Source organism: Halalkalibacter sp. HAAS-P014 (genome assembly GCF_056619965.1).
In genome coordinates, this window is the sequence record NZ_JBWQTV010000003.1 from 110,895 (window position 1) to 130,310 (window position 19,416).

Annotated in this window: 22 protein-coding genes; 15 read left to right on the top strand and 7 right to left on the bottom strand. The window is 36.3% G+C overall.

The window, feature by feature from the left end; genetic code table 11:
* Positions 1-56: 56 nt before the first annotated feature.
* Both AC1FXZ_RS03130 and AC1FXZ_RS03135 read right to left on the bottom strand, forming a co-directional pair.
* Positions 57-1,673: a glycine betaine uptake BCCT transporter gene (locus AC1FXZ_RS03130; protein ID WP_480050889.1), complete on the bottom strand. Its 1,617-nt coding sequence runs from the start codon at positions 1,671-1,673 to the stop codon at positions 57-59.
* Between the two features lie 118 nt (positions 1,674-1,791).
* Positions 1,792-2,832 (bottom strand): FUSC family protein, encoded by a 1,041-nt coding sequence (locus AC1FXZ_RS03135; protein ID WP_480050891.1) that lies wholly within the window; start codon positions 2,830-2,832, stop codon positions 1,792-1,794.
* A 117-nt stretch (positions 2,833-2,949) separates the two neighbouring features.
* On the opposite strand from AC1FXZ_RS03135, the gene AC1FXZ_RS03140 reads away from it, so the two are divergent.
* The 4 genes from AC1FXZ_RS03140 to AC1FXZ_RS03155 all read left to right on the top strand — a co-directional run bounded on the left by AC1FXZ_RS03140 (position 2,950) and on the right by AC1FXZ_RS03155 (position 5,910).
* Positions 2,950-3,786, top strand: a complete 837-nt coding sequence (locus tag AC1FXZ_RS03140; RefSeq protein ID WP_480050893.1) for a polysaccharide deacetylase family protein — start codon at positions 2,950-2,952, stop codon at positions 3,784-3,786.
* 190 nt (positions 3,787-3,976) lie between these two features.
* Positions 3,977-5,068 carry a M23 family metallopeptidase gene (locus tag AC1FXZ_RS03145; protein WP_480050895.1) on the top strand — a complete coding sequence of 364 codons (1,092 nt, stop codon included), beginning with the start codon at positions 3,977-3,979 and terminating at the stop codon, positions 5,066-5,068.
* Positions 5,069-5,170: 102 nt separating this feature from the next.
* Positions 5,171-5,623, top strand: coding sequence for a hypothetical protein (locus AC1FXZ_RS03150; protein WP_480050897.1), 453 nt, complete (start codon positions 5,171-5,173; stop codon positions 5,621-5,623).
* 161 nt (positions 5,624-5,784) lie between these two features.
* Entirely contained in the window at positions 5,785-5,910 is a 126-nt protein-coding gene (locus tag AC1FXZ_RS03155) for a GapA-binding peptide SR1P (RefSeq protein ID WP_480050899.1), read from the top strand.
* Between the two features lie 34 nt (positions 5,911-5,944).
* Here the strand turns inward: AC1FXZ_RS03155 and AC1FXZ_RS03160 are convergent, their stop codons facing one another.
* Positions 5,945-7,420, bottom strand: a complete 1,476-nt coding sequence (locus tag AC1FXZ_RS03160) for an aminotransferase class I/II-fold pyridoxal phosphate-dependent enzyme (RefSeq protein ID WP_480050901.1) — start codon at positions 7,418-7,420, stop codon at positions 5,945-5,947.
* A gap of 200 nt (positions 7,421-7,620) precedes the next feature.
* Here AC1FXZ_RS03160 and AC1FXZ_RS03165 point away from each other — a divergent pair, with 200 nt between their 5' ends.
* Complete coding sequence (locus AC1FXZ_RS03165; RefSeq protein WP_480050903.1) at positions 7,621-8,577, top strand: NAD(P)H-dependent flavin oxidoreductase; 957 nt, start codon at positions 7,621-7,623, stop codon at positions 8,575-8,577.
* 12 nt (positions 8,578-8,589) lie between these two features.
* Complete coding sequence (locus AC1FXZ_RS03170) at positions 8,590-8,865, top strand: UPF0223 family protein (protein ID WP_480050905.1); 276 nt, start codon at positions 8,590-8,592, stop codon at positions 8,863-8,865.
* 39 nt (positions 8,866-8,904) lie between these two features.
* Here AC1FXZ_RS03170 and AC1FXZ_RS03175 read toward each other — a convergent pair whose 3' ends face one another.
* Positions 8,905-9,537 carry a YktB family protein gene (locus AC1FXZ_RS03175; protein WP_480050907.1) on the bottom strand — a complete coding sequence of 211 codons (633 nt, stop codon included), beginning with the start codon at positions 9,535-9,537 and terminating at the stop codon, positions 8,905-8,907.
* A gap of 251 nt (positions 9,538-9,788) precedes the next feature.
* On the opposite strand from AC1FXZ_RS03175, the gene AC1FXZ_RS03180 reads away from it, so the two are divergent.
* The 3 genes from AC1FXZ_RS03180 (at position 9,789) to AC1FXZ_RS03190 (ending at position 11,905) form a co-directional block, all read left to right on the top strand.
* Positions 9,789-9,977 (top strand): hypothetical protein, encoded by a 189-nt coding sequence (locus AC1FXZ_RS03180; RefSeq protein WP_480050908.1) that lies wholly within the window; start codon positions 9,789-9,791, stop codon positions 9,975-9,977.
* A gap of 229 nt (positions 9,978-10,206) precedes the next feature.
* Positions 10,207-11,007, top strand: coding sequence for an inositol monophosphatase family protein (locus AC1FXZ_RS03185; RefSeq protein ID WP_480050910.1), 801 nt, complete (start codon positions 10,207-10,209; stop codon positions 11,005-11,007).
* 4 nt (positions 11,008-11,011) lie between these two features.
* Complete coding sequence (locus tag AC1FXZ_RS03190) at positions 11,012-11,905, top strand: NAD(P)-dependent oxidoreductase (RefSeq protein WP_480050912.1); 894 nt, start codon at positions 11,012-11,014, stop codon at positions 11,903-11,905.
* Between the two features lie 100 nt (positions 11,906-12,005).
* Here AC1FXZ_RS03190 and AC1FXZ_RS03195 read toward each other — a convergent pair whose 3' ends face one another.
* The gene (locus tag AC1FXZ_RS03195) at positions 12,006-12,191 is read right to left on the bottom strand and encodes a DUF5325 family protein (RefSeq protein ID WP_480050914.1); all 186 of its coding nucleotides are present in this window, start codon (positions 12,189-12,191) and stop codon (positions 12,006-12,008) included.
* A 296-nt stretch (positions 12,192-12,487) separates the two neighbouring features.
* Here AC1FXZ_RS03195 and typA point away from each other — a divergent pair, with 296 nt between their 5' ends.
* Both typA and AC1FXZ_RS03205 read left to right on the top strand, forming a co-directional pair.
* Positions 12,488-14,323: a translational GTPase TypA gene (typA, locus tag AC1FXZ_RS03200; RefSeq protein ID WP_480050916.1), complete on the top strand. Its 1,836-nt coding sequence runs from the start codon at positions 12,488-12,490 to the stop codon at positions 14,321-14,323.
* Between the two features lie 23 nt (positions 14,324-14,346).
* Positions 14,347-14,673 carry a YlaH-like family protein gene (locus tag AC1FXZ_RS03205; protein ID WP_480050918.1) on the top strand — a complete coding sequence of 109 codons (327 nt, stop codon included), beginning with the start codon at positions 14,347-14,349 and terminating at the stop codon, positions 14,671-14,673.
* A 21-nt stretch (positions 14,674-14,694) separates the two neighbouring features.
* Here AC1FXZ_RS03205 and AC1FXZ_RS03210 read toward each other — a convergent pair whose 3' ends face one another.
* Positions 14,695-14,895, bottom strand: coding sequence for a YlaI family protein (locus tag AC1FXZ_RS03210; RefSeq protein WP_480050920.1), 201 nt, complete (start codon positions 14,893-14,895; stop codon positions 14,695-14,697).
* A gap of 170 nt (positions 14,896-15,065) precedes the next feature.
* Between AC1FXZ_RS03210 and AC1FXZ_RS03215 the strand changes: the two genes are divergently transcribed.
* Together AC1FXZ_RS03215 and AC1FXZ_RS03220 are read left to right on the top strand one after the other, a co-directional pair.
* Positions 15,066-15,521 (top strand): pyridoxamine 5'-phosphate oxidase family protein, encoded by a 456-nt coding sequence (locus tag AC1FXZ_RS03215; RefSeq protein WP_480050922.1) that lies wholly within the window; start codon positions 15,066-15,068, stop codon positions 15,519-15,521.
* 227 nt (positions 15,522-15,748) lie between these two features.
* Positions 15,749-17,080, top strand: coding sequence for a PhoH family protein (locus AC1FXZ_RS03220; protein ID WP_480050924.1), 1,332 nt, complete (start codon positions 15,749-15,751; stop codon positions 17,078-17,080).
* A 150-nt stretch (positions 17,081-17,230) separates the two neighbouring features.
* Here AC1FXZ_RS03220 and AC1FXZ_RS03225 read toward each other — a convergent pair whose 3' ends face one another.
* Positions 17,231-17,746 carry a peptidyl-prolyl cis-trans isomerase gene (locus AC1FXZ_RS03225; protein WP_480050925.1) on the bottom strand — a complete coding sequence of 172 codons (516 nt, stop codon included), beginning with the start codon at positions 17,744-17,746 and terminating at the stop codon, positions 17,231-17,233.
* 209 nt (positions 17,747-17,955) lie between these two features.
* Here AC1FXZ_RS03225 and glsA point away from each other — a divergent pair, with 209 nt between their 5' ends.
* Both glsA and AC1FXZ_RS03235 read left to right on the top strand, forming a co-directional pair.
* Positions 17,956-18,885 carry a glutaminase A gene (glsA, locus tag AC1FXZ_RS03230; RefSeq protein ID WP_480050926.1) on the top strand — a complete coding sequence of 310 codons (930 nt, stop codon included), beginning with the start codon at positions 17,956-17,958 and terminating at the stop codon, positions 18,883-18,885.
* A gap of 95 nt (positions 18,886-18,980) precedes the next feature.
* Positions 18,981-19,262, top strand: coding sequence for an Fpa/YlaN family protein (locus AC1FXZ_RS03235; RefSeq protein WP_480050928.1), 282 nt, complete (start codon positions 18,981-18,983; stop codon positions 19,260-19,262).
* Positions 19,263-19,416: the final 154 nt, after the last annotated feature.

A 19,416-nucleotide genomic window follows, 5' to 3' on the forward strand; every position in this document is an offset into this window, starting at 1 on the left:
TTAGAGATAATTAGATTTTTGACATGATTACTTTTACAAGTCACTCTGTTTTATCTTTATTGTTTCTTTTTTAAATTTGACTTCTCTTTTTTTAATTGAGCCTTTTCTTCTTTTAGTTTCTCAATTTCTTTTTTCAACTCATAACGCTCATGGCGTATTCTTTCTTTCTCTGATGCAAGTGTTGGCTTTTCTTCTTTTAAAGCTTTCATTAAAGAGAATATCATCAAGATCATAATAATTGTAAATGGCAATGCGGCGATAATGGATGCTGTTTGCAAAGCACCTAATCCTTTTTCTGTTGACAATAGTACAGCAGCAGTAGCGGAGATAATTAAGCCCCATACAAATTTAACAGAATTAGGAGGGTTAATCAGACCATTAGTCGTTTGCATACCTAGGACAAAAGTCGCAGAATCAGCAGACGTTACAAAAAATGACGAAATTAAAAATACTGCTATAATCGATAAGAGAAGCCCGAGTGGGAATTGTTCAAGAACAGCAAATAAGGCAACTTCCATTCCCGATGTAGACATTGTATCCATTATATCTGCTGTTCCATCACGTTGCAGTTGTATTCCTGTTCCACCGAAAACAGCAAACCATAAGGCTCCAAATAACGATGGTACGAGAAGAACCCCTGTTACAAACTCGCGAATTGTACGGCCTTTTGAGACGCGAGCTATAAACGTACCGACAAATGGAGCCCATGCAATCCACCAAGCCCAGTAAAAGATTGTCCAGCCTTCTACCCAAGTAGTCTCAGGGTTGTACACATCTAATCGGAAGCTCATGCCCACTAAATTTTGAATATAACTCCCGATTCCCTGAGTAAAAACGCCCATTATGTAGCTAGTTGGACCAAATAACAAAATAAAAACCATCAGGGCAATCGCAAGATATACATTTGTTTTACTTAAATAACGAATTCCTTTATTGAGTCCAGTTTGTGCTGATAGCATAAATAAAACTGTAACGGCTAAAATCACCAGTAGTTGAAGAAGAACAGTATTCATATTCGCTAAACCAGGGATTAAATATGCTAGTCCTGCTGCAATTTGGGCTGCACCAAATCCTAAGGAAGTTGCTACACCAAAAATCGTTGCAAATACAACGAGAACGTTAATTGCAGTACCAAGCCCTCCCTCGGTTCGTTCACCAAGTAGTGGTTTTAAGACGGCGCTCATTACTGCGGGTGATTCTTTTCTAAATTTAAAATAGGCAAGTGCTAATGCGACAACAGAGTAGATTGCCCATGGGTGTAATCCCCAATGAAAGATGGCGTAACGCATCGCTTCCCCGGCGGCTTGGTTTGAACCAGGTTCAGCAGTGGGTGGATCGAAGAAATGGTACAATGGTTCAGCGACACCCCAAAACACTAAGCCAATTCCCATACCTGCAGTAAACAAAAAGGCAAACCAAGTTAAATAGTTATATTCAGGCTTATCATCAGGTTTCCCTAATTTAATTTTTCCATATGGACTAAAAATTAAATAAATGGAAAAGATCAAAAAGCCTGTTGCTGCCAGAAGATAGAACCATCCTAGTTCATTCGTTATATAACTTTGGATGCTTGACGTCACTGTTTCTAAATTAGACGGAGCTATAATTCCCCAAATAATAAATGCAACGGCAATCGCAACGGATATTGTAAAGACGGGTGTTATTTTTTTCATAATCATCAACCTTTCTATAAACACAAGTTCTACCCTAGCATATTTTCTATCTTAAGATCAAAGGTTTTACTAATTTGCTCTTATAAATTGTTTCTACGCTAGAGAGTTATCGCTTTCATTAGTCATAGATAACTTGCTTCTTAAATATGTAAGTAGGGTAACTTCTTTCTTGCATCGAGAATCTTCGTTCATCTGCTGTTATTTGAGTAAGTTCTAAGGTAATTTCGTGTAGTGATACAAGCTCATGACTGAAACGAGTAATAAAAGTATCTTGTTTTGTTTGTTGAGTCCTTAATTGTTTTAGTTTCTCAATATTTGTAAAATGATCTGTTGTCATTTGATGGTAATGATCTTTGTAAATGTCGCAAAATGAGTGAATTGCGTTAGATATAATTCCTTTTTCCTCTTCAGTTATAGACTGATTTACACGTAAATGAGAGATCTTCCCTAAATGAAAAAGAATTAGATGTAAGTAATCTAATTTTTTTTGGAGGTAACCAAAGGAACGACGTTCAAACTCACAAGAACGACGGTATTGCCATTCATCGTGTTGGAACTTTGTTAATTGGTATGCTTGTGCTAACTCCTCCTGCAATTGGCGATAGTAACGAGTACGATCTAATGAGTCATCTAAAAAAAGAGAATCAAAAATAGAAGAGAAATTTCTAGCTGTTTGTTCATATAAAGTATCTACCTTTTTGACGAGAATAGGCCCGAATTTAGGTGGTAATATAAGGAAATTTACGAAAGTTGAAACGATAATTCCTATAGAAGTACCGGAAATTCTAATTGAAAAGTCAAATAGAGCGTGGTCAGTCGTTCCAGGAATCATTGCCACAGCGGTTAAGGTTGCCACCAGTGTACCTGTATCAAATTTTAGTTTAGAACAAACTATGATGGTGAGCATTGCTACAATTGCATAGGTAAGCGCATTTTGCCCAAAGAGAAAATCAGCTGTAATTGCAAAAATTGCTCCCAAAGCTGCTGCAGGTAACCGAATCATTCCTTTTTTTAGTGAATCAGCAGCTGTTGGTTCAGTTGTGACAATGGCAGTTATAACTGCAAATGTAGGTGGCAGGTTTACAAGGTGACATATAAAGGCAGTGATAAAAACAGCAACACCTGTTTTTATGACCCTTCTGCCAATCCAACTTTTCATATCTACATAAACTCCTTATTTTTTCTCATAATTATCTTTAGTATGAGAGAGAATCAAATTAGTTATACTTTTTTTCATATATAGATGAATCCAGTTTTGTAGAAAGGGAGTAAACAAATGAAGTGTATTATTATGTTATTTGTATCAGTTTTTCTGTTAGTCGGGTGTCAAAATGAAGAAGTAGAAAAAGATATCAATAGTGTATCTAATAATGAAGAGGTAATTGAAGAAAATGCTAAGAGCCAACATATGGATCAAAGAAATATAGAAGAAGTAGAAAATGAAGAGAAGAATGAACAAGTAATACAAACGGATCAAAGTGAACCTAAGTATATTATTAATGACAGAACATGGAAGGTAGAGCCAATTGCTGATGCAAATGAACGTGTCGTATTGTTGACGATTGATGATGCTCCTGAGCATTATAGTGTTCAAATGGCGAGAACACTAGCTGAGCTTGATGTAGATGCTATATTCTTTGTGAACGGCCACTTCTTGCAAACAGAAGAGGATCAGGAGAAATTAAGAGAGATTCATGAATTAGGTTTTGCGATTGGAAACCATACCATGACCCACCCTAATATGAGTGAACTTACTGCAGAAGAACAAAAAAGGGAGATTATTGAATTGAATGATTTAGTAGAACAAATAATCGGAGTCAGGCCACGGTTTTATCGAGCTCCTTTTGGTGTTAATACAGAGAATTCAGAAAAAGTTGTTCAGGAAGAAGGTATGGTCACCATGAATTGGACTTATGGTTATGATTGGGAGAAGGAATACCAAGATGCTGATGCTTTAGTAGATATCATGATTAATACTCCTCTGTTAACTGAAGGAGCGAACTTATTAATGCATGATCGGAAATGGACTGCGAAAGCATTAAAGGAAATTGTTCTTGGGTTAAAGGGAAAAGGGTTTGAATTTGTTGACCCTGACGAAATAAAAACGAAATAAAAATATTAATTATTAATAGTTTGTTCAAAAAGTTGCTTCTGTCTTTTATTACGTGTTAAGTAACGTAATGAAAAGTTAACTGAAGCGACTTTTTTGCTTTTTTTTGTGATTTTGTAAGCTTGTCAACGAGAACATACAAGAGTAAAATAGTCGATATGTGACGAATTTAGCTGTGGAAAGGTTGAACGGTATGAATAGAATCGAGAAAGTCATTTTTACTTTCGCTATTTTAGTTTTGTTAAGTGGTTGCCAAGGACAATCAGGAGGAAACGAGAATGAAGAAGCTACAGCTGAAAAAGAAAATCAGAACGTAGCTGAAAATATAGAAACATTACCTATTGAAATAAAAGAAAATGAAGCGAGGTTTTTATTAGAGGATTTTACAAATATAGTCGACGGAAGTTATCAATTTGATCCGGTTCATAGGACTTTAGATTTATCAATTAATGAAGATCATTTTTACTTAATCGACGAAGTACCTGTGTTGCAACGTAACGGTGAACATATTCCTTCAGAAGATATCTATTTAATTGTGGAGGATGATGAAAAAGAGGAAATATATTTACCTGTTGAATTTCTTGAACAAGCAATAGGTGTTAATCTTACTTTTGCAGAAGAGTATGTTTCATTCGAATGGTTTGGACCTGCAGAAAGAGTAGGGGGCCCACCTGAAACGTTTGCAATTGATGACTGGGACGTTGATGAAATGGTAGAATACTTGTCTTTTTTAGAGAAGCCGATTCAAAATGCTGAAGTAAGTAAAGTTCCGAGTCATCTACCTGGTGCACCAAGAGCATACCGAAATGGTTTTCATGAAGGAATTGACTGGTATGGTTTTGCTACAGGAGGAGCAATTACAACTGAGACACCTATTTATGCTATGGGAGACGGAGTAGTTGTTAGAGCCGATCATGATTTTGTCGAATATCCTTCTGCTGAAGAGAGAAACAAAGACTTAGCGTTTACTGCTGAAATTGAAGAGACTCCAGAATATATTTTTGATCGCTTAAGGGGAAGACAAGTGTGGGTGGAGTATGATGGTGGTGTAATGAATCGGTTTGCGCATCTTCATGAAATTCCAAGTGATTTACAAGTGGGGGACCACGTAACAGCTGAAACGATTATAGGCTATGTCGGTAACTCTGGGACAAGTGATGGTGTAATAGAGAATTTTGAGGCTGGCTTGCATTTACATCAAGATTTGCTTATTTACGGAGAGTTATTTTGGAAGCCTTTTTCACAAGAAGAGGTGTTAGAAATACTGGAACGTATTTGGGAGTGACTTTAACAGTCTGAAATTTTCTGTGAAGAAAAATTGATAAACTTTGATTCAATTTAGAATGGTCTTGATTAGTCAATTTTGCTTAGTTGGAGGTTGGTTAAAATGGATAAGTCGAATTTTCTTGATGAATTACGTCTAGAAATTGGTCTTGTGCGTGAACAAGTACAATCACTACCTAGCTTTTATCTTGGGATTGCAAGAAAGGTTGAAAATTTTCTGTTTGAATGCTCCTCTTTTTCTATATATGAAGTTAAAAATTATACCTTTACATTAAATGTGTGTGTCGGTCCTTGTTATTTAGAATGCAGCATTCCTTTTGGTGAGGGGATTCTAAGTCAAGTTGCGATAAGAGGAAAGCTTGTTTACAAAGTAGAAGGTGGATTTCAAAAAATGTATTTGCCGTTCTATAAAAAACACCATCTGCTAGGTATAATGGTCATTCATATCCCGATAGAGCATTACTGTGTGACAGAGGACGATTTCATTTTCATTAAAGAGGTAGGCCGTTTCATTGAGGTTCAACATGAGACTTTTTATCCTCCACATGCATTATAAAGAGGCTGATTCCATGGAATCAGCCTCTTTATTTATTTAGTTTAATTAAATGTGACATACAATTTAAAGGTTGACGGGGCCATTAGTATGTATTATTATGTACTTAAGGAAATTAAATCGTTTACAAAAATATAAAAATGCATAAAGGGGATGGCTTAAAAATGGGTATTATCATTTGTCAAACATGTAATAAGACGATCGATGTTTTTGAAGGTGAAAAAGTCACTAAGCTTTATGCTAAGGGAAACAACTGCAAACATTGTCAAACAACTGAACAGAAAAAATAATAAGAAAAAGGACTTCATTATGAAGTCCTTTTTCTTATTGTATGGCTCTATGTTCTTTAATTACTCGTATTGTTTTAAATGATTCATCTTCTGGGCCTTGTACGGGCAGTCCACTTTTTAGGTTTTTTTCAATATATGAAAGATTATCTTCGGTGATAATTTCTCCAGGGATTAAGATAGGAATTCCTGGTGGATAGACCATAATAAATTCAGCGATTATTCTCCCGGCAGATTGATTGAATGATACAATTTCTGTTTCAGCATAAAATGCATCACGAGGTGATAGGGCTAGTGTTGGAATATTAGGTACATAAACAGATGAGCTCTGGTGTGCTTTATTATTAGAACGGTGTTTTTCAGCAAGTTGGGTTAAGGCATTCACGAGAATGTCCATTTTTTCCTTTGTATCACCCAGTGTAACAATACATAGAATGTTGTACAAATCGGACATTTCTACTTCAATTGAATAATGCTTCCTGAGCCAGATCTCTACTTCATGACCATTAATTCCTAAATCTTTAACTGTAATTATTAATTTCGTAGGATCCATATCATAAGTCGCTTTTGTTCCGAGTATTTCCTTTCCTACACAAACTAAACCATTTATCGAATTAATACGCTTTCTAGTTGTTTCTGCTAAATCAATAACTTCAGTAATAAGTTGTTCTCCTTTTGTTGCAAGTTGTTTTCTGGCAACGTCGAGAGAAGATAGCAATAAATAGGATGTTGAAGTTGTCGTAAGCATACTAATAATTGATTGCACGCGTTTCGGTGATACTAGTCCCTCTTTGACGTTTAAAATAGAACTTTGAGTCATCGAACCACCGAGCTTATGAACACTTGTTGCAGCCATATCTGCTCCAGCCTGCATAGCTGATATAGGCAATTGATCGTGAAAATGGATATGTACACCATGTGCTTCATCGACAAGTACAGGTACATTGTAAGAATGAGCAATTTCAACTATCTTCCTTAAATTACCTGAAATGCCGAAATAGGTAGGATTAATAACCAGAAGTCCTTTTGCATCAGGGTGGGAACTCAAAGCTTTTTCTACTGAATCTGTTGTGATTCCATGAGAGATTCCTAAAACCGGATCAATCTCTGGGTGAATAAAGATAGGGGTAGCTCCTGAAAAAATAATTGCCGACATAATTGATTTATGAACATTTCGAGGAACAATAATTTTGTCTCCTGGTCCACAAACCGCCATTATCATTGTCATAATGGCCCCACTGGTTCCTTGTACGGAAAAGAATGTATGATCTGCCCCAAAAGCTTCAGCAGCTAATTGTTGAGCGTCTTTTATAATCCCATGAGGGTGGTGAAGGTCATCTAAAGGTTCAATATTTATTAAATCAATAGAAAGGGCATTATCACCGATAAATTCTCGAAAATCAGGGTCCATGCCTCTTCCTTGCTTATGTCCAGGGATATGAAATTGAATTGGCTGTTTCTTGGCGTGATTACGAACACCAGTGAACAGTGGAGTAAGATGTTGTAGGGACAACAGGTTCACCTCATTTTTTTATTTACTTATCATTACAAAAGGAAAGGGCCGTCCTTTTATTAATTTACTAAAACAAAATTGAGTATATCAAAAAAGCACATGAAAGCAAAGATTTCTACTATTTCTTGCAAGAATTTGACAACGTTCTTCGTTGGTTTATGATACGATTTTGGTAAGGTTGGATAATTAAGGAGGTATATATGTTAAAAACGAGGGTAACTAAATTATTAGGAATTGAGTTTCCCATTATTCAAGGGGGCCTTGCTTATTTGGCGTATTCTGAACTAGCTTCTGCTGTATCTGAGGCAGGAGGTTTGGGACAAATTACCGCGATGACGTTACCATCTCCACAAGCGTTAAGAGATGAAATTCGAGAAGTGAGGAAGAGTACAGATAAACCTTTTGGGGTGAATTTTGCAATCGGAGAACATGGTCGAAGATTCGACCATATGCTAGATGTGGCAATTGAAGAAAATGTTCCGGCTATAACAATGACTGGAGGTAATCCAGCTCCTATTCTTAAAAAGCTAGAACATACAACGATCAAAAAGTTAGTCTTAGTAGCAGCGCGTAGACAAGCTGAAAAAGCAGAGGAACTAGGAGCAGATGCAGTGATGGTTGTAGGTCAAGAAGGGGGAGGGCACATCGGCAGGTCTGACACAGGAACATTCGTATTAGTTCCTCAAGTCGTTGATGCTGTTACCATCCCTGTTATTGCTTCAGGTGGTATAGGGGATGGACGGGGCTTTATGGCGGCACTGGCTCTTGGAGCAGAGGGAGTGGAAATGGGTACAAGGTTTATCGTTACAAAAGAATGTGTACATGCTCATTCGACTTATAAGAGGGATATTATAGAAGCAACTGAGAATGATACGAGTGTGATAAAGCGATCATTAGGGGCTCCGGGGCGCGTTTTGACCACACCTTGGTCAAAAAAAATACTTGAGTTAGAAGCAAATGAGCCCACTTATGAAGATCTAAAAGAGTATATAAGTGGCGAAGCAAACAAAAATTATATATATGAAGGTAAACAAGATGCAGGTTTTGGTTGGGCTGGTCAAGTGGTAGGAAATATCAAAGAAGAGTTGACAGTCTCTCAATTAATAACGAGAATGATGAATGAAGCTAAGGGTATCAGAAAGCAATGGATGATTTAGGAGGAGAGAATAATGGAATCAAAATTGCCAATTTCACTTGACTGGTCTACAGAAGAGGTAATAGATGTCATTCAATTTTTTGAGGTGATAGATAGAGCCTATAAAGGAGGGGTGGAGAGAGAAAGACTTCTTTCAGCCTACCGTCGTTTTAAAGAAATAGTGCCAAGTAAAAGCGAAGAAAAGCAGCTATTTAAGCAATATGATGAAGAGTTGCAAATATCGAGTTACCATGTAATTAAAAAGGCCAGAGAAGGGACAGTAAGTATAATCAAAATGGAAAGAGGTTAACGTGCCTCTTTCCATTTTGGCGTTAAGATGTATTATAGTTTATTTAGTTTGTCCCATTGCAACTTGATAGAGTGGAAGCAGTTTTTTGTACGTTTCTTTTGTATAATTTAAAAGTGCTTGTCCATCTTGAACGATTGGATTATCTGGTGCAAGATGACGTCCTACTAAAAATTCTGCCTTTTTGACATCTCGCAACCGTTCTAAATCTTTAACTACATCACTTTCATTTTTATCAGAAAGCGAGGTTGCGGCTTTTTTCATATGGTCTAATGAAATGACAAAATCATTTGGTAAGTCCATGATAAGGTTGCTATTAGTCAAAAATGCATCAGCAATAGCATTTTTGTGGGGTGCTTCATAAATTAATGCAAACCAGATGAATAAGTGGTCATCAAATAGGCCTAATTGAAAATGGGGGTGCTTCTTGTAACCTCGCTTATCATGCCCGATTGCCATCCAAGTATCATTCGGAGGATTTACTTTTCTTCGTGCATGCTTAGCAATGTGCAGGTACATTTCGTTCCCAACTAACATCGATAACTCATCCGTTAAGATATCACCGAATTGCTTGAATTTTGGTTGAATTCTCGATTGTATTGCCTCCATTCTTGCCTCTAAACCATCGATATGAAATGTGTCGAAGTCTGACTTTGAAAAACCTTGTAACTTCATGATTATCTAACCTCACTTTATCATTTATATATTTATTTTATCATATATTTAATTATTATCTCGATTTATATGCACAGTGAACAGACATATGAAACGTCTATAATTCAGAACTTATTTCATTGATTGTGTTTTGTAAATAAACATTTCCTTCTGGTGTGAAAATGTGCTATAATGAAATTAATATAAATAACAGAAAATTTAGTTTATTTAATTTCGTTTATATCTCAACTAATAAAGGGGAGTGAAGTCGTATGGAACAAGTTGTGCAAGCTTTTATTCGTGAAGATGGTGAAATGAGAATCCCTGTGTTGCGTCTCGAAATTGATTATGAGCTCGCAACTCTACATGACGCTTTACTCGATGAAGACTTAGTTTTGATAAATCAAACGAAACAACGACTTGAACAGCTCCGCAAAGAACTTATTTTATTAGAAGTATAATGGTGTTTGTTCAAGGGGTGACCTAATGCTATTGGGTCGCCTTCTTTTTTTGAAAAAAGTAAGGGGAATCTTGGTTACATATATTAAAGATTTGTTTTATTGTGCGATCTGATTCTTTTTGAGGTTTCAAGAGTTAAATAAATTATTTAGTAAATTGCTACGGTTTTTCTAAATGGAAAATGTATGTCATAATGGTGAAAAGTGAGTACCATTTTAGGAGGTCATGGAGATGTCAGTCGATTGGGTAGAGCTTGAAAAAATTGCTAGAGAATGGACGTATGAAGCAGCTGGCTTAATAAAAGAATCACTTGCGAAGACAATACATATAGAAGCCAAATCTAATCCTGATGATTTGGTTACTGAGGTCGATCGAGCAATTGAATCATTTTTTTATCATAAAATTCAAAATAAATTTCCTGATCATCATTTCTTGGGAGAAGAGGGGATTGCAGACGAACTTGATTCCTTACAAGGGGTTGTTTGGATCATTGACCCAATAGATGGAACAATGAACTTTGTTCATCAAAAGTATAATTTTGCAATCTCGGTAGCGATTTATCATGAAGGAGTTGGAATGATTGGGCTCGTTTACGATGTTATGAATGATGAATTATTTCATGCTATTCGAGACCGTGGTGCTTATATAAACAACGAAGAACTTGTACCAGTTAAAGAGCGACCTTTACATGAATCAATAATAGGGCTAAATGCTAAATGGTTAATTCAAGAAAACAATCCATATCGTAATCCTCTAAAAGCATTAGTAAGGGATGTTAGAAGCATTCGATCATATGGATCTGCAGCTCTGGAAATTGCCTATGTAGCAGCTGATCGTTTAGATGGTTACATAAGTGTTAACCTTTCGCCATGGGATTATGCAGCTGCAATTGTACTATTAGACGAAGTGGGTTGTAAGGCATCAACATTTAAGGGAGAGCATTTAGATTGTTTGCAAAAAAGTACAGTGATTGTAGGAAAACCACGTCTCCATAAAGAAATGGTTTCATCCTATGTAGGAGAGGAGTTATAAGATTATGAAAGCTGTTGGTTTTATAGGTCTTGGTACAATGGGATTACCAATGATGAAACATTTAATAGATTCAGGTTATAAGACTTATGTAGTTAGTCGAAGTAGGGGGCCTATTGAACAGGCTGTGGAGAATGGGGCTATAGAAGCTGCATCGCCAAAAGAGTTAATGGAGAATGTTGAAATTGTCATGACTTGCTTACCAGTCCCACAAACGATCATAGATGTTTATGAAGGAGAAGCTGGGTTGATTGCTGGTGCGAGTGCAGGAAAGATTGTCATTGATCATTCTACCGTTAATCGTGAAACGAACGATCGGGTTTCAAAATTATTAGAAGAAAAGGGTGCGTTTTTTTTAGATGCACCAGTTAGTGGAGGGCCTATGGGAGCAGTGGCTGGAACACTAACGATTATGTGTGGAGGAGAAGAACGAGCATTTGAACAAGCACTGCCTGTGATGGAGGCATATGGAAAATACATCGTTCATGTTGGACCAACTGGAAGTGGAACCGTAGTAAAATTGTTAAACAATATGCTAATTGGTGTTCATCAGTCTGCTTTAGCAGAATGTTATGTTATGGCAGAAAAGGCAGGGGTAGATCCTGCTATTGCTTATGATCTAATTAAAAGAAGCGCTGGTTTTTCTAGTAGCATGGATTGGTCTGTTGATGCAATTCTTGATCGTAAGTTTGAACCGAGATTTTCTATCAACCTTCTACATAAAGATATTCGTTTAGCATTGGAATTAGCGGAGCAAATTGACATGCCTTTAGACATGATAAAATTGGGTGAAGAAAAAGTAGCTGAAGCAAAAGAAATGTATGGGGAACAAGATGTTGCTGCTATCGTTCGTCCGTTGGAAAATAAGACAGGAACAACGTTAAAAAGAAGAGGTAACTAATTAACGTATAACGAAACATTTGCTGATTTATAATTAATTATGACAAAATGCAAAAAGGTTCGTAAAAAGGTTAAAACCCAACCTTTTTACGAACCTTTTTTTACATTTCGTTTGACTCTCTGACTTTTTTTCTTAGTGTAAAACCTAATCCAGTAGCAATAACAACTCCGGCAATAGAAAGTATAGCAATGAGGATGCTTCTTTCAGCTACAGCAACTCCAATACTCATAATACAAATAACTGTTATAACAGAAAGTAATAAAAATAACATATTCTCTTTTTTCATCTGAAGATCCCCCTCAAAAAACATCTTATCTTAGTGTAACTCGAATTATAAAAAAGCAAAACCCCAACATTGTGACAAATACGTTAAACATGTTACAGATAGTAATAAACCGTTTATCAATTTAACAACAAGTTTATAATAAATTATATAAATATTTTATGATAAGTGCATGTTCGCAATGAGAAGTTAAGCTAGGAATTTTGAATATTTGCGTCATGTATTTGTCGATAATTGTTTCTTTAAAATAAATTTATGATATACTTGTACAGTTAATGAACAAATAAGGAGAGAAAATTATGACCATTCGTAACGATATACGTAACATTGCGATCATTGCCCACGTTGACCACGGTAAAACAACCCTTGTTGACCAATTATTAAAACAATCAGGTACGTTCCGTGAGAATGAACAAGTTGATGAGCGTGCTATGGACTCAAATGCTATTGAAAAAGAACGTGGAATTACAATCCTTGCTAAAAACACAGCAATTAATTATAACGATAAACGTATTAATATTATGGACACACCAGGACATGCTGACTTCGGTGGTGAGGTTGAGCGTATTATGAAAATGGTTGATGGTGTGCTATTAGTTGTTGATGCATATGAAGGGTGCATGCCACAAACACGTTTTGTTCTAAAAAAAGCACTTGAGCAAAACCTTACTCCGATTGTAGTTGTCAATAAAATCGACCGTGATTTTGCCCGTCCTGCTGAAGTAGTTGATGAGGTAATTGACTTGTTTATTGATCTAGGAGCAAATGAAGATCAATTAGAATTTCCTGTTGTTTATGCATCTGCTATTAATGGCACAGCTAGTATGGACCCAGAAAAACAAGACGAAAATATGAATTCTTTGTTCGAAACAATCATTGGTACGATACCGGCACCAATTGATAATAGTGATGAGCCTTTACAATTCCAAGTTACAATGCTAGATTACAACGATTATGTAGGTCGTATTGGAATTGGTCGTGTTTTTAGAGGTACGATCAAAGTGGGTCAACAAGTTGCTTTAATGAAACTTGACGGCTCTGTAAAGCAGTATCGTGTAACAAAAATGTTCGGCTTCCTAGGGTTAAAACGTACTGAAATTCAAGAAGCGAAAGCTGGAGATTTAATTGCGATCTCCGGAATGGAAGAGATCAATGTTGGAGAAACAGTTTGCCCAATAGAGCAGCAAGAAGCATTGCCGATTTTACGAATTGACGAGCCTACTTTACAAATGACGTTCCTTGTGAATAATAGTCCATTCGCTGGCCGTGAAGGGAAGTTTGTTACAAGCCGTAAACTTGAAGAACGGTTGAAATCTGAACTTGAAACAGATGTTAGTCTGCGTGTTGATAACACTGATTCACCAGATATCTGGGTTGTTTCAGGACGTGGTGAGTTGCATTTGTCGATTCTTATCGAGAATATGCGCCGTGAAGGATATGAGCTTCAGGTATCTAAACCAGAGGTAATCATACGTGAAATTGATGGAGTGAAATCTGAGCCAATGGAGCGAGTGCAAATCGATGTTCCGGAAGAGTATACTGGAGCAGTAATGGAATCGATTGGAGAGCGTAAAGGCGAGATGCTTAATATGACAAATAACGGCAGCGGGCAAGTTCGTCTTGAGTTTCTAGTTCCAGCACGAGGTTTAATTGGATATACGACGGAGTTTCTTTCGCAAACTCGTGGGTATGGAATTATTAACCATTCCTTTGATAGTTATGCACCACTTACTCCTGGGCAAGTAGGGGGACGACGTCAAGGTGTTCTTGTTTCAATGGAGACAGGTAAATCTAGCCAGTATGGAATCATGCAGGTTGAAGATCGTGGAACTATTTTTGTGGAACCAGGTACTGAAATTTATGAAGGTCAAATTGTCGGTGAGCATACTCGCGATAATGACCTAGCTGTTAATATCACTAAAATGAAACAACAAACCAACGTTCGTTCTGCGACGAAAGATACAACTGTTACGATGAAAAAGCCTCGTATCATGACACTTGAAGAAGCACTTGAATATTTAAATGAAGATGAGTATTGTGAATTGACACCTGAATCAATTAGATTACGTAAGAAAATTCTTGTGAAATCTGAACGTGAACGTGAAGAGAAACGGAGAAAACTTGCTGCAAAGTAAGAAAAAGCTAGGTGATCATCATTATGAACAATGAATTTACTGAACAAGAGCTAGATGCATTAACGTGGATGATGCGGCTGACGGTCGAAAATCCTTGGTACGGATTCTTGTCATTTCTCGTTGTGGTCGCTCTAACCATAATTGTATTTAATTTAGGATTTGCAAGGGAATTACCTGTATTAAAGAAAGTTATTGTTTATGTAATGCTTATAATCGGTAGCTTTGTGATTTGGTTTTTAGAATTTGCTTTTGGGGCTCCTATAGTGGCTGTATTGATCATTTCAGGGATTGTACTTGGGATGTATCGCTTTAGGCTCCATAGGCATCGAAAAGAAAAAGAGCAAGCGTAAGTAAAGAAGAGAGCGATGGAGTTAGTTCCATTCGCTCTCTTCTTGTTTAAAAGCTAATTGAAATGAACCGGAAGTTCTTTTTTCTTCAGTTCGCATTTTAATACGCTCATAACATGTATCACACATATAAGTGTGAATAGGCCGATTGCGTAAACGCTTTGCTAAAGGTAATTGGTCATCTAAATTATCGATTTTATCACATAGAACACATTTTACTCGCATGGAAATATCACTCCGTTCTTCTTCTCATTCTAGACAAAAAGTTTTAAAAAATCTATCTTCAAACATATTTAACTGAAATTTTAATTCAAATAACTACAGTTGTGAAACTTATTTTTAAAAATGGTATGATAAGGGTATAACAGATAAAACAGATTTAGGAGGGTTATGTAATGGCCAACCGAGTAGAGAAAGAGTTAACAAATGAATTAATGCCATACTTGAAAAAAGAATCGTATGTCACGATTGCGACTATTGACTTCGAAAAAAACATTCCAAACGTAAATGCTATATCTTGGGTCTATGCTGTAAATAAGCAAACACTGCGACTTTCCATTGATAATCGCTCGCGCATAGTTGAAAATATTAAGGCCAATGATGGAATTGTCATTACAGTTATTGCAAACGGATCAACTTATTCAATTACCGGTTCAGCTAAAGTTATAACTGAAAAAATGGAAGGGGTACCTTTACGCTTAGCATTGATCGAGGTGGATATAAATGAGGTAAGAGACGTTATGTTCTATGGTGCTAAAATAAATAATGCCCCATCATATGAGAAAACTTATGACGCTGAAGCTGCAGCTAAGTTGGATCGTCAAGTGATGGAAGCTATAAAGAAAATTTAATATTTAAAGTTTAAACCAAATAATGTTGACGATTCGGTCCATTATTTGGTTTTTTTTACATTAAAATGCTCTGCTGTTAGGATTCGTTCGTCTAACTTTCAATGCTTGAACATACATTCAGTAATAAGAACGTGATTTGAACAACTAGTAAAGTTATGGACCAACATGTTCAATTTGCATAACTTAATAATAGGAAGTTGAAAACGATTCTTTAGTCAGGAGGCGGAATGTTGAAAAAAATCTACGTATTAGACACGAACGTACTCTTACAGGATCCTTACTCCATCTTTTCATTTCAAGACAATGAAGTAGTAATTCCAGCAGTTGTGTTAGAAGAAGTTGACTCAAAAAAACGCTATATGGACGAGATTGGACGAAATGCACGTCAATTTTCAAAATTAATAGATAACCTTAGAGGGATGGGGAAGTTACATGAAGGGGTTCCGATTGAGTCAGGTGGAAAATTAAGAGTTGAATTGAATCATAGGTCGTTCCTTAGATTGAAAGACTCATTTGCAGAAATGACGAACGATAACCGTATTATTGCTGTAGCTCTTAATTTAATGCTTGAGGAGCAAGAGAGGATTGATGGTAGAGATGTTATTCTTGTAAGTAAGGACGCTTTAGTAAGGGTAAAAGCTGATGCTTTAGGATTACCTGCCGAAGATTTTTTAAATGATCGAGTAGTTGAATTTGATCATGTATATCCGGGGTATGTTGAAATTTTTGTAGATGCCGATATTATGAAGAGATTTTATACTAATGGTGAAATAGCCATTTCTGAATTGACCAAACATCCGTTTTATCCTCATCAATTTATCATCATGAAGGATGCTTTAGGAAGCTCAAGTTCAGCGCTTGGTAAGGTAGAGCCGGATGGAAGAAAAGTAAAACCGTTTATAAGTGAACCAGATCATGTATGGGGAATCAAATCTCGCAACGTTCAACAGCGCATGGCGTTTGAACTATTGCTTCGAGATGACCTAAGTCTTGTTACAATGATTGGAAAGGCTGGTACGGGAAAGACGCTATTATCGCTAGCTGCCGGACTGATGCAGACAGAAGACTTAGGAAAATATAAGAAGCTTGTTGTCGCGAGGCCAGTCGTACCTCTGGGCAAAGATATCGGATATTTACCTGGGGAGAAGGAAGAAAAGCTTAGGCCATGGATGCAACCAATTTATGATAATTTAGAGTTTCTGTTCAATACAAAAAAGCCAGGAGAATTAGATCAAATTCTTGCTGGAATGGGATCAATACAGGTCGAAGCCTTGACGTATATCAGAGGTCGCAGTATCCCAGATCAGTTTATTATTATAGATGAAGCTCAAAATTTAACGAAACATGAAGTGAAAACGATTCTAACACGTGTAGGTGAGAGAAGTAAAATTGTATTAATGGGAGACCCTCAACAAATTGATCATCCGTATTTAGATGAATATAATAATGGTCTGACATATGTTGTGGAAAAGTTTAAAGACCAGACCGTAAGTGGGCATATCAAATTAGTGAAGGGTGAACGTTCGGGCTTAGCGCAATTAGCAGCAGATTTATTATAAAGTTTAACCATGAGGTTGTTTCATAAGGGCCTGCCCCCTATTAAGAGCCACGCCACAGGATATGTATCACATACACTATTGTGTGTTTGGGGATCAGTAACTTAATTTTGAGACAACCTCATGGGTTAGGGCTTTAATAAACTTATATAGTTACTTTTCAAGAAGAACGAATTTACATATATTCTTAATCGGGCTTTTTTTGTTCGAACCATCGCCAAAATAGAAATGAACAGGCCCGTCTTCTTTTAACGGTTTTCCTTCATGAGAAAAGCCAACAATTCCAGATAGGATATCTGAAAGGTTATATGAGTGTTTACTACCATCTTTTTGGATGATGTCGATTTTCGTAACGTCCTTATTTGGTTCTGAATTTAATAGAAAGGGTTTAATAGGCATTCCAAACGAACCATTAATTAATTTTTGTTTTTCATACTTAATCTCATTACCATTTGAGTTCGGGTTCGGTGGACTTGATCCCTCTGTGATTTCTTTATCCCATTGAGCTGAAATTGCTTTTTTATACGCAGTTTCTTCATCTTCCCGATTATGAACATCATCAAAATACGTTATAAGGTCAACCTTTCTTTCATCAAAAATCCAAACGGTTGGATCGATTGTTAGCGGATGATTCACATCCCCCTCAATAAAAAAAACAAATTCTTGCATAATATCTCCTCCTAAGTAAATCCTTTATCTCTCTACGTGAAATCTAAAATAGCTACAAGTAACTTTTAAAAGAGCGTTTACAAGCCATGATGTGAAAAGAAGAAAAACGATTTTTTAAATCAACCTCTTAAAGTATAAAGTGTTTCAATGTTTTTGTCACTTTTGGTAAAGGATATTACCGTAATGATCTATAAATTGAGGTGATTTTTGTGGTCTGTAGGTATGGAGATGATTTAAAATTACTAGTAGATGAAGTGAGACGCTATACAAAAAGTGGAAAGGTAGCTGATTATATCCCTGCTCTATCCAAAGCAAATCAGGATGATGTTGCTGTTGCAATTTTTGATGGAAGCGCAACATGCTTTAGTGAAGGTGATTATAAAAAATTATTTACACTACAAAGTATTTCGAAGGTTCTTGCCTTAGCCTTAGCATTAATGGATAACGGCGAAGAGGTTGTATTCGAAAAAGTAGGAATGGAACCAACTGGAGATCCTTTTAATTCAATTGCAAAATTAGAATCTCATATCCCGTCAAAACCACTCAATCCAATGATAAATGCAGGAGCCTTAGCAGTAAGTTCACTTATTAAAGGGAATTCAAATCAAGAAAAATTAGACAGACTTTTACAATTCGTAAGGGAATTAAGTGGAAATGATCAAATTTCATATAATAAAGAGGTCGCAAAGTCTGAATTTGAAACTGCAGATTTAAATCGGTCGTTGGCATATTTCCTGAGACAACATGGTATCATCTCAGGTGATGTTGATGTTTTACTCGAATTTTATACAAAACAATGTGCAATCGAAGTTGATTGTGAAGACTTAGCTAAAATTGGTTATGCGCTAGCACATCATGGGGAACATCCTGATAAAAATTACTCAATAATTCCTTTTGATATAGCTCGATTAGTAAAAACATTTATGGTTACTTGTGGAATGTATAATGCTTCTGGGGAATTTGCTATACGTGTTGGAATTCCAGCAAAGAGTGGTGTCTCTGGAGGAATAGTTGGTGCTGTGCCAGGAGGAATAGGCATCGGCTTATACGGACCTGCATTAGATGAAAAGGGTAACAGTGTAGCAGGAATGAAACTATTAGAAAAATTATCAGCAAAATACCAATTAAGTATCTTTTAATATATGGAGTTCTCTCCGGTGTGAAAATCGTTGCAATTTTTCTTTGAAGAAGATACTATTAAGACAAGGATAATTCACATAAGGAGGGGGTCCACATGTCAGCCGAAATGGTGACTGGAGATAAAGATAGAGCAATTGCCCTTCTGAAATCAGATGCGGATAAAATTCGTCAGCTCATTGAAGTGCAGCTTGAGAATTTAACTATGCCTCAATGTCCTCTGTATGAAGAGGTTCTCGATACACAAATGTTTGGACTGTCAAGAGAAATTGATTTTGCTGTGCGTTTAGATTTAGTAAATCAAGAAGACGGTAAGCAAATTTTAGGAGAATTACAACGGAAACTAGATGACTTACATGAGGCATCTTTTAAAAAATAAAAAACAAGCTATTAAAAGTAGCTTGTTTTTTATTTTTTGTCTTGTGAGCACTTTGAATTTTTTGAAGAATGAAAAAATATCATTGCCAGTACAAATACTTTTATCTATACTAGAAACAGGTGTGATAAAAGACAAATGTTTATTACAAAAAGAC